The organism is Streptomyces sp. NPDC021019, assembly GCF_044333295.1.
Classification (GTDB): domain Bacteria; phylum Actinomycetota; class Actinomycetes; order Streptomycetales; family Streptomycetaceae; genus Streptomyces.
This window is the reverse complement of record NZ_JBIRQR010000001.1, coordinates 259,006-272,409: the sequence shown is the minus strand read 5'-3', so window position 1 is coordinate 272,409 and position 13,404 is coordinate 259,006. Positions and strand designations below refer to the sequence as shown.

General features: G+C 71.3%; 10 protein-coding genes, 1 tRNA gene and 1 pseudogene. 8 read left to right on the top strand and 4 right to left on the bottom strand.

Annotated elements, in window-relative coordinates; translation table 11 throughout:
- Window positions 1-145: 145 nt before the first annotated feature.
- Window positions 146-1,225, top strand: coding sequence for a hypothetical protein (locus tag ACH4RG_RS01210; RefSeq protein ID WP_398538897.1), 1,080 nt, complete (start codon window positions 146-148; stop codon window positions 1,223-1,225).
- 97 nt (window positions 1,226-1,322) lie between these two features.
- Here ACH4RG_RS01210 and ACH4RG_RS01205 read toward each other — a convergent pair whose 3' ends face one another.
- On the bottom strand, window positions 1,323-1,712 hold the full coding sequence (locus tag ACH4RG_RS01205) for a hypothetical protein (RefSeq protein WP_397930766.1): 390 nt from the start codon (window positions 1,710-1,712) through the stop codon (window positions 1,323-1,325).
- Window positions 1,713-2,076: 364 nt separating this feature from the next.
- Between ACH4RG_RS01205 and ACH4RG_RS01200 the strand changes: the two are divergent.
- Together ACH4RG_RS01200 and ACH4RG_RS01195 are read left to right on the top strand one after the other, a co-directional pair.
- Window positions 2,077-2,274 (top strand): annotated as a pseudogene (locus tag ACH4RG_RS01200) (hypothetical protein); the annotation flags it as partial.
- 40 nt (window positions 2,275-2,314) lie between these two features.
- Window positions 2,315-2,758, top strand: a complete 444-nt coding sequence (locus ACH4RG_RS01195) for a hypothetical protein (RefSeq protein WP_397918635.1) — start codon at window positions 2,315-2,317, stop codon at window positions 2,756-2,758.
- Window positions 2,759-3,000: 242 nt separating this feature from the next.
- On the opposite strand, the gene ACH4RG_RS01190 is transcribed toward ACH4RG_RS01195, so the two are convergent.
- Window positions 3,001-3,090 (bottom strand) — tRNA-Ser (locus tag ACH4RG_RS01190).
- A gap of 86 nt (window positions 3,091-3,176) precedes the next feature.
- Complete coding sequence (locus tag ACH4RG_RS01185; RefSeq protein ID WP_397930806.1) at window positions 3,177-4,886, bottom strand: trypsin-like peptidase domain-containing protein; 1,710 nt, start codon at window positions 4,884-4,886, stop codon at window positions 3,177-3,179.
- Window positions 4,887-5,087: 201 nt separating this feature from the next.
- On the opposite strand from ACH4RG_RS01185, the gene ACH4RG_RS01180 reads away from it, so the two are divergent.
- The 3 genes from ACH4RG_RS01180 (at window position 5,088) to ACH4RG_RS01170 (ending at window position 7,822) form a co-directional block, all read left to right on the top strand.
- On the top strand, window positions 5,088-5,924 hold the full coding sequence (locus ACH4RG_RS01180) for a glycerophosphodiester phosphodiesterase (RefSeq protein ID WP_397918673.1): 837 nt from the start codon (window positions 5,088-5,090) through the stop codon (window positions 5,922-5,924).
- An 84-nt stretch (window positions 5,925-6,008) separates the two neighbouring features.
- Window positions 6,009-6,683 (top strand): ATP-binding protein, encoded by a 675-nt coding sequence (locus ACH4RG_RS01175; RefSeq protein ID WP_398538896.1) that lies wholly within the window; start codon window positions 6,009-6,011, stop codon window positions 6,681-6,683.
- A gap of 173 nt (window positions 6,684-6,856) precedes the next feature.
- The gene (locus tag ACH4RG_RS01170; protein ID WP_397918677.1) at window positions 6,857-7,822 is read left to right on the top strand and encodes a DUF5926 family protein; all 966 of its coding nucleotides are present in this window, start codon (window positions 6,857-6,859) and stop codon (window positions 7,820-7,822) included.
- Between the two features lie 1,064 nt (window positions 7,823-8,886).
- Here the strand turns inward: ACH4RG_RS01170 and ACH4RG_RS01165 are convergent.
- Window positions 8,887-9,630 (bottom strand): bifunctional DNA primase/polymerase, encoded by a 744-nt coding sequence (locus tag ACH4RG_RS01165; RefSeq protein ID WP_397918679.1) that lies wholly within the window; start codon window positions 9,628-9,630, stop codon window positions 8,887-8,889.
- A 639-nt stretch (window positions 9,631-10,269) separates the two neighbouring features.
- On the opposite strand from ACH4RG_RS01165, the gene ACH4RG_RS01160 reads away from it, so the two are divergent.
- On the top strand, window positions 10,270-11,757 hold the full coding sequence (locus ACH4RG_RS01160) for a PP2C family protein-serine/threonine phosphatase (RefSeq protein WP_398538895.1): 1,488 nt from the start codon (window positions 10,270-10,272) through the stop codon (window positions 11,755-11,757).
- Between the two features lie 149 nt (window positions 11,758-11,906).
- A complete protein-coding gene (locus tag ACH4RG_RS01155) occupies window positions 11,907-13,382 on the top strand; it encodes an aminopeptidase P family protein (protein ID WP_397918683.1) in 1,476 nt (491 codons plus the stop codon).
- Window positions 13,383-13,404: the final 22 nt, after the last annotated feature.

Genomic DNA, 13,404 nt, shown 5'->3' with positions numbered 1-13,404 from the left:
CGGGCTCCTCGCCGAGAGGCGCCGGCGACTCCGGGCCGCCGGGACCCGCGGCTCCCGCCCACTGCCGAATCCCGGCAGGAAGCAGCCTCAGAACATGCGGACATCACTCATATCGCTTCCGCTCCCACCGGCACAGACTGCGGAGGTGACCCCGACACCCAACCAGGAGGCAGCGCCCGCCCGCCGTGGGCCGATAGTCGCCTACCCGGCAGCAGGCATCCTGTTGTCCCTGGTGGCGGCCTGGCTGCTGCTCCTCACCACGCCGGACGCCCGCGACGACGAGCGCGCCTTCACCACCGCGCCCGCGTGCACGGCCCCCGGTGGGGCGGGTTCCGACTGCCTGCGGACGGTCACCGCGGTGCTCGACCGCACCGAGAAGGAGACCGGGCGCAAGACGCCGTCGTACTGGCTGTACCTCACCGAGGCCGACGGAACGTCCACCCGCACCCGGATCGAGAGCGACCTGGAACGACTTCCGGCCGCCCGTGCGGGAGCGAACATCGAGGTCACGTACTGGCAGGACCAGATCCGGTACGTCGACATCGGGCCGGACCGCCACTACACGAACGCGGACCCGCGCAAGTCCTTCCGACTGCCCCTCTCGATCGGTCTGCTCCTCGGCATCTGGGGGGCGACGTTCCTGACGGCCGCGGCCGCGACAGCCTGGAGCAGGAGGCGCTCGCCCCGGGCATTCCCCTGGCAGGTCGGCCTGACGGTCACCGGCGGCACGTTCCTGACTCTGTTCGGCGCGATGGCCGCCTGGAACAGCGACAACATCGGCGACGCTCTGCAACTGACCGGCGTGGCCTGCGGGGTGGTCCTGGGGCTCTGCGCCCTGATCGCCCCGTTCCTGCACCGGCGCCATCGCGGCGACGACACGATCGCGCTGAAGCCGTCCGTGCCGGCCGAGGAGGCGTGCTTCCCCGGCCTGATCATGGGCGAGGTCCCGTACGCGGGCCACGCGGGCTACTTGGTCGCGGGCCCCGGCGTCCTGGCCACGACTCCCGACCCCACGGGCGCCTTCCACCGCAAGGCCGCCCCGCGCACCCTGACCCCGCTCCGCGTCCGCCCGCCCTACCTGACGGACCCCACGGGCCGCCCCGACTACGACGGCCGGGCGGTGGTCGTGGAGTGCGAGGACAACGGCGTACCGGTCCTCGTCGTCACACGGAAGAAGGACGCACCCGCCGTCCTCGGCGCGCTCGGACCCGTCCCGGGGAGGTGAGACCGCTCGGCCCCGCCCCCGACGGAGTGACACCGCTCGGACCGATCCCGGTGGAGCGCCCCGGACCGCCACCGCCCGGCCGCTCCGACTCCGCGCGTCACCGGGTTGCCCCGGCCTCACCTCCCGCACGGACCAGTTCCGCGTCGTACTGCTCGGCGTCGAAGTGGAGGTCCAGCGGAGCGTCCTCCTCGTACGGGGCCTCCCAGTCGGACCACTGCACGATGCCCCCGAGACGCTGAACGACCACGGTCAGATACCCGCAGCACCCTCCCGAACACTCCGGCTCCCCCAACTCCACCCGCCGAGCCTCGCCGGTCGCCCACAGCAGACCGGGGCCGCCGGCCGGCAGCGCATCGGCGACGAGCGGCCCCCGGCCACCGGCACCGACCGAACCCGCCACCAGGTCCTCGCCATTGACCAGGATCCGCAGACGGGGCGGGAACCGCCGCCCTCGCGGCAGCACACCGATCTCCAAAGAATCGAACACCCGGCCACGCTACGGCGAAATGCCCCGGGATTGCTTGCTGTTCGGTGCCCAACGCGCACGCCTCGTGCCCGCTCCGTGCCCCGCACCCTGAGGCGTGCCCGCTAAACCAGGCGCGCCGTACGACTTGCGGTGTGCTGGTGTGCGCGGATTCGTGGCGTCGGACCGGGGCTCGGAAACAGCGATGACCGCAGCGACTGCTTCCTAGGCGGATCCTAGCTGGCCGGATTTCACTGCACGGTGAGCAATCCCCCCTGTCTCAGTGAGAGCCCAAGGATCACCATGCCTCTGGTACGGCTTGAGAAGCCCTGCCTCGACCATCCTGCTGCGCTGCCAAGCAGTTCGGTTCTCCCACGTGACTTCCCCGAAGGCCGCACTCGTGACGCATATCCGGCGGACGTATTACAGCGGCCCAAGCCGTCCCGTGGAGGCAGCGGACACCGTGGTGCCCGCAGCGCACTGCGAGATCGTCTACGGGATCCCACCCAGCGTTAGCGCTTGCTGCTCACCCGACATCACAGCCCTCCCCGGACTTTTGGCCTTTCCACTTCGCCCCACCACTTGAGGCCCGTAGAGTGCGGCCGTCATCACGTGGAGGAGGAGCCATGTTTGGTTTGTCAGCGCACAGACTGCAACAGAGCTTCGCCGAACTAGGGGACCTCACCGGCCGCACAGCGGACGAGATCATCTCTTCAGTCGGTGCGCCGATCAGCCAGAGCATGATGGGGCCAGGGCAAACTCTGCTCCAGTGGCAGAGCGAGGGCTACCACATCGGAGTCCTTTTCGATCAAGGCCAGTTCGCAGGCATCACGAGTGAAGACTCTGGACTGTTGCCCGGTGGACGGGCACTAGCTCAGGCCTTTGCTGGGCTCGGCAACTTGGCAGGCCGCAGCAAGGCTGAGATCGTCGCAGCGGTTGGCCCATACTCCAGCTTTAGCGTGGCAGGTCCCCATCAAGTACTCCTGCAGTGGCAAAGCGACATTTACCACATAGCACTGCTATTCGAAGACGACATCTGCGTCGGGATCACGCACGAGTTCGCCATCTGATTCCCGTCCTCAGAGCAGTGCCGGGCTCGTCTTCCCCAGGAGAAGGGCACACAACAAGCGTCTGTCGTGTCCAAATGACCGCGACCGGAACCGCTTCAGCTGTTGATCTATCGGAGCCGTGCCCTCAGCGGGCCCCTTCCATGCCCGACAGAGCGGAAACCCAGGGGGAACAGCGGTGCCCGGCGGAGACCGGGCATGGCAAAGGCCCCCGACCACAGGCAACTGGTCAGGGGCCGTTCACCTGGCGGTGGGTGTGGGATTTGAACCCACGGTGACATCGCTGCCACGACGGTTTTCAAGACCGTTCCCTTAGGCCGCTCGGGCAACCCACCTCGCGTCGGCGGTCCGGTCGCTGGGCAAGCCGATGGGCCGTCAGGCCCGCGTGGGGCCGGTTCGACGCGTGGGACAGCCTAGCCGGTCAGCTGTCGCCCTCGCGCTGGCCCAGGGTGACTTCGGCCGTGGCCGTCTTGCCGTCGCGCTCGTACGTCAGGGTCACCTTCTCGCCCGGCTTGCGGGTCCAGATCTCGCCGATCAGGGTCGGGCCGCTGTCGATCACGGTGTCGTTGAACTTCGTGATCACGTCGCCCGCCTTGAGGCCCGCCTTGGCCGCCGGGCCGTTCGGGGTGACCGCGGGGGTGCCGCCCGCGCCCTCGGCGGAGATGGCCGCGCCGCCCGTCTTCTCCTCCATCGTGACCGTCGCGCCGATCACCGGGTAGACCGGCTTGCCGGTCTTGATCAGCTGCTCGGCGACGTTCTTGGCCTGGTTGATCGGGATCGCGAAGCCGAGACCGATGGAGCCGGCCTGGGACTGGCCCAGGCCGCCGCCGGTCGACTGGATCGCGGAGTTGATGCCGATGACCGCGCCCGTCGCGTCCAGCAGCGGGCCTCCGGAGTTGCCCGGGTTGATCGAAGCGTCGGTCTGGAGGGCGCTCATGTAGGAGTTCTTGTTGCTGGAGCCGTCCCCGGACGCCACCGGGCGGTTCTTCGCGCTGATGATGCCCGTGGTGACCGTGTTGGAGAGGCCGAAGGGCGCGCCGATCGCGATCGTCGAGTCGCCGACCGCGACGCCCTCCGAGTTGCCCAGCGGCAGCGGGGCGAGGCCCGCGGGCGGGTTCTTGAGCTTCAGTACGGCCACGTCGTAGCCCTGGGCCCGGCCGACCACCTCGGCGGCGTACTTCTTGCCGTCCGAGAAGGTCGCCGACAGTTCGCCCGAATCGGCGGCGGACGCCACCACGTGGTTGTTGGTGAGGATGTGGCCTTCCTTGTCGTACACGAAGCCCGTGCCCGTGCCGCCCTCGCCCTCGCCGCCCTGCGCGTCGATGGTGACCACGCTGGGGAGCGCCTTCGCCGCGACCCCGGCCACCGTGCCCGCCGGGCGCTTCAGGTCCCTCGGGGTGTCCGACGCCGAGATGGTGGTCGAGCCGCCACCGGTGCCGTCGTTCCGGTCGGCCGCCCAGAAGCCGAGGGCTCCGCCGACGCCGCCCGCGACGAGGGCCGCGACGGCCACGGCCGCCACCAGACCGCTCCCGCGGCCCCTGCCGCTCTTCGCGCCCGGGGACTCGGAGCCGGGCGGGACCGGAGCGCCCCAGACCGGGCCGTGACCGCTCCCGTTGCCGATACCCCCGGACGCGTGACCGGCGCCCCCCTCGGCGTACGACGGGACGGCGGGCGGGGGCGGCGGCCAGGACGCGGCGCCCGGGGGGAGTCCGGGCTCCGCTCCGTATCCGGGCGTCGCTCCGTACGGGGAGTGCAGCGGCGGCTGCGGAGGCTGGGACGGCGTCGGGTGGGAGCCCTGTGCGTACGCGGGCGTGGCCGGGGCGCCCTGGTGCGTGGGGTCGTGGCGCGGTGCCTCGGCGTGCGGCGGCCCACCCGGCGCCTGGGCCGCCGCACCGGGTGCGTAGGGGGCCGCCTCCGCTGCTCCGGGGTCGTGCGCGGGAAGGCGCGCGGTGTCGTGCGCGGGATCGTGCGCCGCCTTCTGGTCGACGTCCTCGGCCGGGTCCTGGGCCGGCGTCGGCATGGCTCCTTCGGTCGCCGGTTCGGGAGTGGCGGCCGGCCCGGGAGGTGCGGACGGAACGGACGGTACGGCCGGTACCGCGTTGCCCTCGTTGCCCTCGTTCTCGGTGCTCACAGCTCTTTACTCCTCGGTTCCACTCGGCATCCAGTCGGCGTTCGGCAAGAAATCCGCTGTGCACGTGTCTGCGGTCAGCTTTTCCCACGACACGTCGGGCCACTGTAAGCAGGACCTGTGCATCCGCACACCAATCTTTACATCCGACAAAACAGACCTCCAGGGTGACATGTGCTCAGCCTTCCCCGCGGCGGTGACACCATGGCGCGGGTGACCCACGCACGGCAGCGCAGCGCGCACACCTCCATCCAGGTCATCGCCCACCGCGGGGCCTCCGACGACGCCCCCGAGCACACCCTGGCCGCCTACCGCAAGGCGATCGAGGACGGTGCCGACGCCTTGGAATGCGATGTCCGGCTCACCGCCGACGGCCACCTCGTCTGCGTCCACGACCGGCGGGTGAACCGTACGTCCAACGGGCGCGGCGCCGTGTCGGCGCTGGAGCTCGCCCACCTCGCCGCCCTCGACTTCGGCTCCTGGAAGGACCGCGAGGAGTCGCCCGACTGGGATCCGGTGCCGGGCGAGCTCACCTCCGTACTGACCCTGGAACGGCTCCTGGAGCTCTTCACCGAGGTCCGGGCCACCGGCCGGCCGCTGCAACTGGCCATCGAGACGAAGCACCCCACCCGCTGGGCCGGGCAAGTGGAGGAGCGGCTGCTGCAGCTCCTGAAGCGCTTCGGGCTGGCCGACCCGCCCGCTGACGGACCCTCGCCCGTCCGCGTCATGAGCTTCTCCGCCCGCTCCCTCCACCGCGTCCAGGCCGCAGCGCCCAGCCTGCCGACGGTCTACCTGATGCAGTTCGTCTCGCCCCGGATGCGCGACGGGCGGCTGCCCGCCGGGGCCCGGATCGCGGGACCGGGCATGCGGATCGTGCGCAGCCACCCCGGATACATCGAACGGCTGCACCGTGCGGGGCACCGGGTGCACGTGTGGACCGTGAACGAACCGGCCGACGTCGACATGTGCGCCGAACTCGGCGTCGAGGCGATCATCACCAACCGCCCCAAGCAGGTCCTGTCCCAACTGGGCCGCATTTAGTACGGATGAGGACCCGCCAGGTCCCCGACCTCGGCCCTTACAGGGTGTGCACCGGCGCACTCGCTGCGCGTTCGATCGTTACGAGTGCGTCACCGGGAGTGCATTGGCCGGTTTCCGGTGCAGCTCAGTGGGGCATCCAACCCGTGGCGTGGGGCAAAGGAGGTCTCGGGGGTGGCGTTGGTGGTGGCACAAGAAGTGCCCGCGTCGTCGAGCATGGCCATTCCTCATGGCCCTGCCGGCGTGGGGCAGGCACGACGCCGGATGCGTGAACAGTTGCGCGGCAACGGGGTGTCGGACGCGGTCGTCGACGACGCTGTCCTGATCCTTTCCGAACTGCTCAGCAACGCCTGTCGGCACGGCAGACCCCTGGGGCGGCACACCGACGTCGGCGACGGAGACATCCGCGCCGCCTGGCGGGTGGACACCGCCGGCGCACTCACCGTGGAGGTCACGGACGGCGGCGGCCCGACCCGCCCGGTTCCGGCCACCCCTTCGGTGACGGCACGCGGCGGCCGGGGCCTCAGCATCATCAGCGCCCTGGCCCAGGAATGGGGCGTACGGGACGGATCATCCGGTGAAGTCACCGTCTGGGCCCTGGTCTCCTCGAAGAAGCCGCCCGGAATCGGCGGCAACGGCTCCGCCCCGAACGGAACCGGCGCCAACGGCTCACGAGCCCATGGCATCGACGCCGACGCCATCGGCGGGCTCACCGGGTTCGAGGGGCTGGGCCTCTCCGAGGCCTTCGACGACGTGGGCTGAGCGCTCGGACGGCCACGGGCCTGGCACGCGTACGGACACGGGCCTGGCACGCGTACGGCATGGACCTGACGCGCGGACGACGGGGGCCGAGCCCGTACGGCGGACGAGCGGGGCTCCCCGGGCGACTAGGCTCGCGCCGAGTCCGCACTGTCGCAATCGGGAGAATGCCCACCATGGCCAAGAAGCGCCCTCAGTCCAAGGCCGGGAAGCAGCAGCTCAAGAACGGTGAGATCCCGGTCGTCGGGGCCCGTGAGCCCTGCCCGTGCGGATCGGGCCGCCGTTACAAGGCGTGTCACGGACGCGCCGCCGCCCAGGCCGTGACCGAGCTCGTGCACCGCCCCTTCGAGGGACTCGCGGGCGAGTGCGACTGGGTCGCGCTGCGCGAGCTGGTGCCCGCCGCCACGGTCGAACTGACCCTCAAGGACGGGCTGCCCGAGGGGGTTCCGTCGGTGACGCTCGCGACGGTCCTGCCGATGGCCTGGCCGGCCCTGCGCCGGGACGACGGTTCCGTCCTGCTCGCCCTGCAGAACGACACCTCCTCCGGCGACCTCAGCCGCGACCTCGCGGACACCCTCCAGCGCGCCCTGGAGGCCGAGCCCGGCTCCCCGGTCACCGCGCGCCGCGTGCCGGCCGACGGCCCGCGTCTCCAGGACCTCCTCGCCCCGGACGCCGTGTTCGCGCCGAACGTGCACTCCGGGTTCGAGTTCTGGGTCCCGGACGCGGAGAACGCCACGCCGGAGGTGTCCGCCTCGCTGGAGCGCGCGAACGCCGCCGCGATCCCGACGACGCTGCTGTCCGGCGTCGACGCCGCGTACTGGTGCGAGACCCCGGAGAAGAACCACCTGCGCTGGGTCATGCCGCACCCCGAGGAGGAGCTCCTCGACGCGCTCGCCCGGCTGCACGCCGCCGGCACCTCCTCGCTCGGCGACGACACCCGCCTGGTCGGATCGTTCCGGGCGCACGGACTCGTGGTCCCCGTCTGGGACCTGCCCAGCTCGATGGGGGCCGAGGCGTGCGAGAAGCCCGCCGTCGAGTTCGCCGAGCGACTGGCGGCGACGCTCGCGTCCGACGCCCCGCTCACCGCCGAGGAACGCCGCGCCCGGGGCGGTCTCACCAACCGTCAGGTGACCCTCAGCTGACAGTGACGACCGGGCGGAACAGACGGTGACCCGCGTCACAACTCGCCGTACTCGTAAGTAAATCGGCGTCCCTACAAGCGAGATCGAATTTGCGAACGGCAGATCTCTTGTTACGGTTCTAGAAGCCCGGTCGCTGGTGCATCCCCCGTCGCCAGCGACCGGGCGTCTTCGTTCTCGGCTGCGGACCGCCCTGTGACACCCCCGGGCGCGGAGCCCGCACCACCCTGAAGCCCGCCCGGCGCGCTGGTGCCCATCACGTCGGAACCCTCCATCCTGTTGCACCCAGGCCGTCGTCCGTAGGGCCCGTCCACTCCTCGGCCGGTCCCGGTCAGTTCTTCGCGGCCGACGGCCGGGTTCGGATCGGGCGCGGAGCAGCACCAGCGGCGCGTCGTCCACCGGCGCGGCCCCACGGACTCCGTCCCCGCCGTCGCGGACCGGGCGCACCCGAGGACGGGACGCGCGCAGATGTCCGGCTCGTCGTGCGCGGCCGGCCCGCAGGACAGCGCCACGGTGTGCTCGCCCGGCCCATCGGGGTGGGCACGGAACGGAGGTCCTCCCCGGTCGCGTTCCGGTAGGAGCCGCGCGCCACGGCCTCGTCGTCCCGGGTCAGGCCGCAGGTCTGCGCCTCGACGACCTCCGGTGATCGGCACCGCCAGAAAAGGCCGAACGGTCACCATCGGGCAGGGATCCTGCTTCCGCGCTCATTCTCGATGGCGATGCCAGCAACGGCGGACGGGAGGCGAAGGAATTCGCTCCGAATAGGACGTCAGACGCCCTTAATCGCACGCTTTCTGGCGAGGCGCCAGGTGCCCGACCATGCGGAGCTTCATGGAGATTCATGGTGGCGCCACAGCTGGCGACTGCGCGGAATTCCTGACACCGGGGCGCCGGTATCGGCTCCGTGCGCACCGCCGGGCGGCCCGCCACCCGTTTATCGGTGATCCGGCCCGGCTCACAACCGTTCGAGCGAGCCGGGCACCGCGATCCGGGCCCCGTGAGAGAGACGCCGTGAGAGAGACGCCGTGAGAGACGCCTCCTCCCGCCGCGGTCTCCGCCCGCCCCGGTCAGTGGGCGAGCCGACTACCGCCGCCCGGGGCACCGGTGCTCGCCTCGACCAGGGCGTCCAGGACCGCTTCCACATCCGGGAGCCAGGGTGCCGCGGCCTTGGGAGACCCGCCCTTCGCCCGCCCGGGGGACACCTGAGCGGCGGCGGAGGTCGCCACCGGCGCGGGGGGCCGTTCCCAGCGGACCTGACCCGCGCCGGTCCGGGACGGCGGCAGGACGAGATAGCCGCCCTCACCGTGGAACCGGAGCGAACTGGGCACCCAGTCCTTCGCGTACAGCAGTTCGCCGAGCCGTTCCAGGCCGTACGGGGCCACGAGCAGCGACCACCGGGTGGGCGTCGCCACGACGGGGCCGAGCCGCATGCCGAGGGCATCGAGGGCGCTGAGTGCTCTGGCGCCGGCCACGGCGGGCAGGCTCACCGCGCAGGGCGCGCGGCCGCCGGTCGCCAGCATCACCGGGGCGGTGGGGCGGTGGGTCCACCACCAGCGCACCATGCGCTCGTCCGTGGTGGCCGCCAGCAGGCCGGGATCGAAGGGATGTGCGCCCGGTACGGCGCAGTCGGGTTCGGGGCAGGCGCAGTCCGGGCCGCCGCTCTCGCCGCGCGGGCCGGCCTCTGCCGTCCCCACTCCGGGGAGCACGGGCCAGCGCCATACGGTGGCACAGGTCAGGGCCGTGTCGAGCCGGGCGGCCCCCTCCTTGCGCCGGAGCCGGAGCCTGCGTCGCCTTCCGAGGATCTCGCGCATGAGCGCTCGTTCCTTTCCGTTGAACGCCGAGTCCACATGACACACGCGTGTGTGACACCACGTGCGTATCTCTTCGCTGTGCGTACGTGCTCATCACTTCTGCGGTACGGGCGTGCCGCCGATACCGAGCGTGAGCCGAGCCGAGCCGAGTGGAACCGATCCGAATAGAACCGATCTGGGGTGGAGCAGTGCCGAACCGAGCAGAGTCGAGCGGAGTCGAACCGAACGGGGCCGAACCGACCGAACGGGTCGGACTGACCGAGCGGAGTCGTGCTGCCCTGGCAGAGTCGTGCGGGTCGAACCGAGCGGGTCGAGCCGGACCGGCGATCGCTGGGCGAGGGCGGCATGCGCCTCGCCTGCCGTCCCTGGTGCGAACCCCGCCGTCCGGGGCGGGTACGTCACCTTCACGGGTAAGGACGCCTGGACCCGCTGCCGGGTTCCTGGGCGATCACAACCGCACCCGCGCATCACCGTTTACGTACCCAGCATGCCCGGAATGACGCTCCTCCGGCGACTTGACCCCGGAGGCACCCCTGTTGAGCAGCTCCAGTCGATCGCAAATAGCGTCCATAGGGTGCATTTTTTGGCCAAGTTAGCCGACACTGGGAGAGCAGGAATCACCCGGCCCCCGAAGGGACAATGCTGGACATCGGGTTACTTCTGCGTGTACATGTGGATGTATTGATAGTGGCGCAGAATCACATGGGGGTTTGCGATGCTATTCGACGAATCACACCGGTCGGAAAGCTGGCTGCCATGAGCGCCCCACACCTGCCGAAAGTGGCTGGAATCGATCCAGAGGTTTCGGTTTCAACGCACACTCCCGCTCCCCTGAGGGAGGTCCCGGGACCTCCCGGAGCCTTCATCCAGGACCGGCTCGCGGGCTGGGTATCGGACCTCACGACCCTGCACGAACTCACCGAGCGGCTGGCCGGGACGAACACCCTCGACGACGCCCTGAACGAGCTGCTGCACGCCGGAGCCGCCCTCGTCGGCGCCCGCCGCGGACTGATCGTCCTGGAACCGGCGAACGGCGAAGGCCCCTCCGCCACCCTCGGCCTCGGGCTCAGCCACGCCGAGATCGGCCACATCGAGACCGTGCCGCGCGCGGCCACCGCGTTCGGTCGGGTCCTCGACGGGCTGCCGGACACCGCCGACGGGGTCACCAGCCCCGACCTGTTCGGCGAGGAGGACCTGGACCCCCGGCACCGTGAGGTCGCCACCCGGCTCGGCTACGCCGCCGGCTACGCCCTGCCGCTCGCCTCCGACGCGGCCGGCCGGCTCGGCGCGGCCGTCTGGCTCTACGACGAACCGGCCGAGCCCGTGCAGAAGCAGCGCCACCTCGCCGGCCTCTACGCGCGCTACGCCACCGAGCACCTGGCCCGCCTGATCGAGCTGGAGCGCGCCCGCGCCGACGTCGCCGCCGTCGCCGAGGAGCTGCTCCCCAGCCGGCTGCCCCGGATCCCCGGTGTCCGGCTCGCCGCCCGGCACCGCACCGGCCCCCGGGGCGGCGGCGACTGGTACGACGCGCTGCCGCTGCCCGACCGTGCGCTCGGGCTCGCCGTCGGCTCCGTCGGCGGGTCCGGGCCGAGCGCCATGGCCGCCATGGGCCGGCTGCGCGCCAGTCTGCGGGCGTACGCCGTGATGGAGGGAGAGGACCCCGTCGCCGTCCTCTCCGACCTGGAACTGCTGCTGCGGCTCACCGAACCCGCGCGGACCGCGACCGCCCTCTTCGCCTACTGCGAGCCCGCCGCCCGCAAGGTCGTGCTGGCCGGGGCCGGGCACACCCCGCCCCTGGTCCTCGGCGAGCGGCGCTGCGAGTTCGTCGAGACCACGCTCTCCGCCCCGCTGGGGATGCTCGCCTGCTGGGAGGCGCCCAGCGTGGAGTTCAGCCCGGCGCCCGGAGAAACGGTGCTGCTCTACACGGACGGGCTGCTGCGCCGCACGGGGGACGCCATGGACCGGGCCTTCGCCCGGCTGCACTCCGCAGCCGCCTCCGTACCGAGATCCGACCGGCACGATCCGGCGGCCGTCGCCGACCACGTCCTGCGCACGATGCTCCCCGACGGCCTCGACCGGAGCGATTCCGCCGAGGACGTCGTGATCCTCGCCGCCCACTTCGACTGACCGCCCGACCGCCCCGTGCGGGCCGCCGGCCGACCCCTTCGACCGGTCCGGCGGCGGTCTCCGGTAACAGGCCCTTCGACCCTGGGCCCCCTTCCGTACGCCCGTACGATGGGTGATGGTCCAGTGTCGTACTCAAGGAGAAACACATCGTGTCTGAGGAGCTCATCCCGGAGAACCCGGAGCAGGAGACCGAGGAGAACGAAGCAGAAGCGGTCAAGCAGCGGAAGAACGGCCTGTACCCGGGCGTCTCCGACGAGCTCGCCGAGAACATGAAGTCGGGCTGGGCCGACACGGAGCTGCACGGCCTCCAGCCGATCGCCCAGGCCGAGCACACCGCCGCCCGGCGCGCCGCGCTCTCCGCCCGCTTCCCCGGCGAGCGCCTGGTCATCCCCGCGGGCAACCTGAAGACCCGCTCCAACGACACCGAGTACGCCTTCCGCGCCTCCACGGAGTACGCGTACCTCACCGGTGACCAGACCCAGGACGGCGTCCTCGTCCTGGAGCCGACGGGCAGTGGCCACGAGGCGACCCTGTACCTGCTGCCGCGCTCCAACCGGGAGAACGGCGAGTTCTGGCTCGACGGCCAGGGCGAGCTGTGGGTCGGCCGACGGAACTCCCTCTCCGAGGCCGAGCAGCTGCTGAACATCCCCGCCAAGGACGTCCGCGAGCTGACCGCCGTCCTGGCCGAGGCCACCGGCCCGGTCCGCAACGTGCGCGGCCACGACGCGTCCGTCGAGGCCGCCCTCACCGACAAGGTCACCGCGGAGCGCGACGAGGAACTGCGCGTCTACCTCTCCGAGGCCCGCCTGGTGAAGGACGCCTTCGAGATCGCCGAGCTGCAGAAGGCGTGCGACGCCACCGCGCGCGGCTTCGAGGACGTCGTGAAGAGCCTGGACAAGGCCGAGGCGACCAGCGAGCGCTTCATCGAGGGCACCTTCTTCCTGCGTGCCCGCATCGAGGGCAACGACATCGGCTACGCCTCGATCTGCGCCGCCGGTCCGCACGCCACCACCCTGCACTGGGTCCGCAACGACGGCGACGTCCGCGCCGGCGAGCTGCTGCTCCTGGACGCCGGCGTGGAGACCAACGACCTCTACACCGCCGACGTGACGCGCACCCTGCCGATCAACGGCACGTTCTCGCCGCTCCAGCGCAAGATCTACGACGCGGTGTACGAGGCCCAGGAGGCGGGCATCGCCGCCGTGAAGCCCGGCGCCACCTTCCGTGACTTCCATGACGCCGCGCAGCGCGTCCTCGCCGAGAAGCTCGTCGCGTGGGGCCTGCTCGGCGACCTGGACGTGGACAAGGTCCTGGAGCTCGGCCTCCAGCGCCGCTGGACCCTCCACGGCACGGGCCACATGCTCGGCATGGACGTCCACGACTGCGCCGTCGCGCGCACCGAGGCGTACGTCGACGGTGTTCTGGAGCCGGGTGTCTGCCTGACCGTGGAGCCGGGCCTGTACTTCCAGGCCGACGACCTGACCGTGCCCGAGGAGTACCGGGGCATCGGCGTCCGGATCGAGGACGACATCCTCGTCACCGAGGACGGCAACCGGAACCTCTCCGCCACGCTGCCCCGCCAGGCGGACGAGGTCGAGGCCTGGATGGCTCGGCTGAAGGGCTGACCCACCGCGACACCCCCTAGGG

Excerpts from the sequence above, each read along its gene's own strand:
- ACH4RG_RS01195 (WP_397918635.1), top strand. The coding sequence starts at position 2,315 with ATGTTTGGTTTGTCAGCGCACAGACTGCAACAGAGCTTCGCCGAACTA.
- ACH4RG_RS01160 (WP_398538895.1), top strand. The coding sequence starts at position 10,270 with ATGCTGGACATCGGGTTACTTCTGCGTGTACATGTGGATGTATTGATA.
- ACH4RG_RS01170 (WP_397918677.1), top strand. The coding sequence starts at position 6,857 with ATGGCCAAGAAGCGCCCTCAGTCCAAGGCCGGGAAGCAGCAGCTCAAG.
- ACH4RG_RS01165 (WP_397918679.1), bottom strand. The coding sequence starts at position 9,630 with ATGCGCGAGATCCTCGGAAGGCGACGCAGGCTCCGGCTCCGGCGCAAG.
- ACH4RG_RS01180 (WP_397918673.1), top strand. The coding sequence starts at position 5,088 with ATGGCGCGGGTGACCCACGCACGGCAGCGCAGCGCGCACACCTCCATC.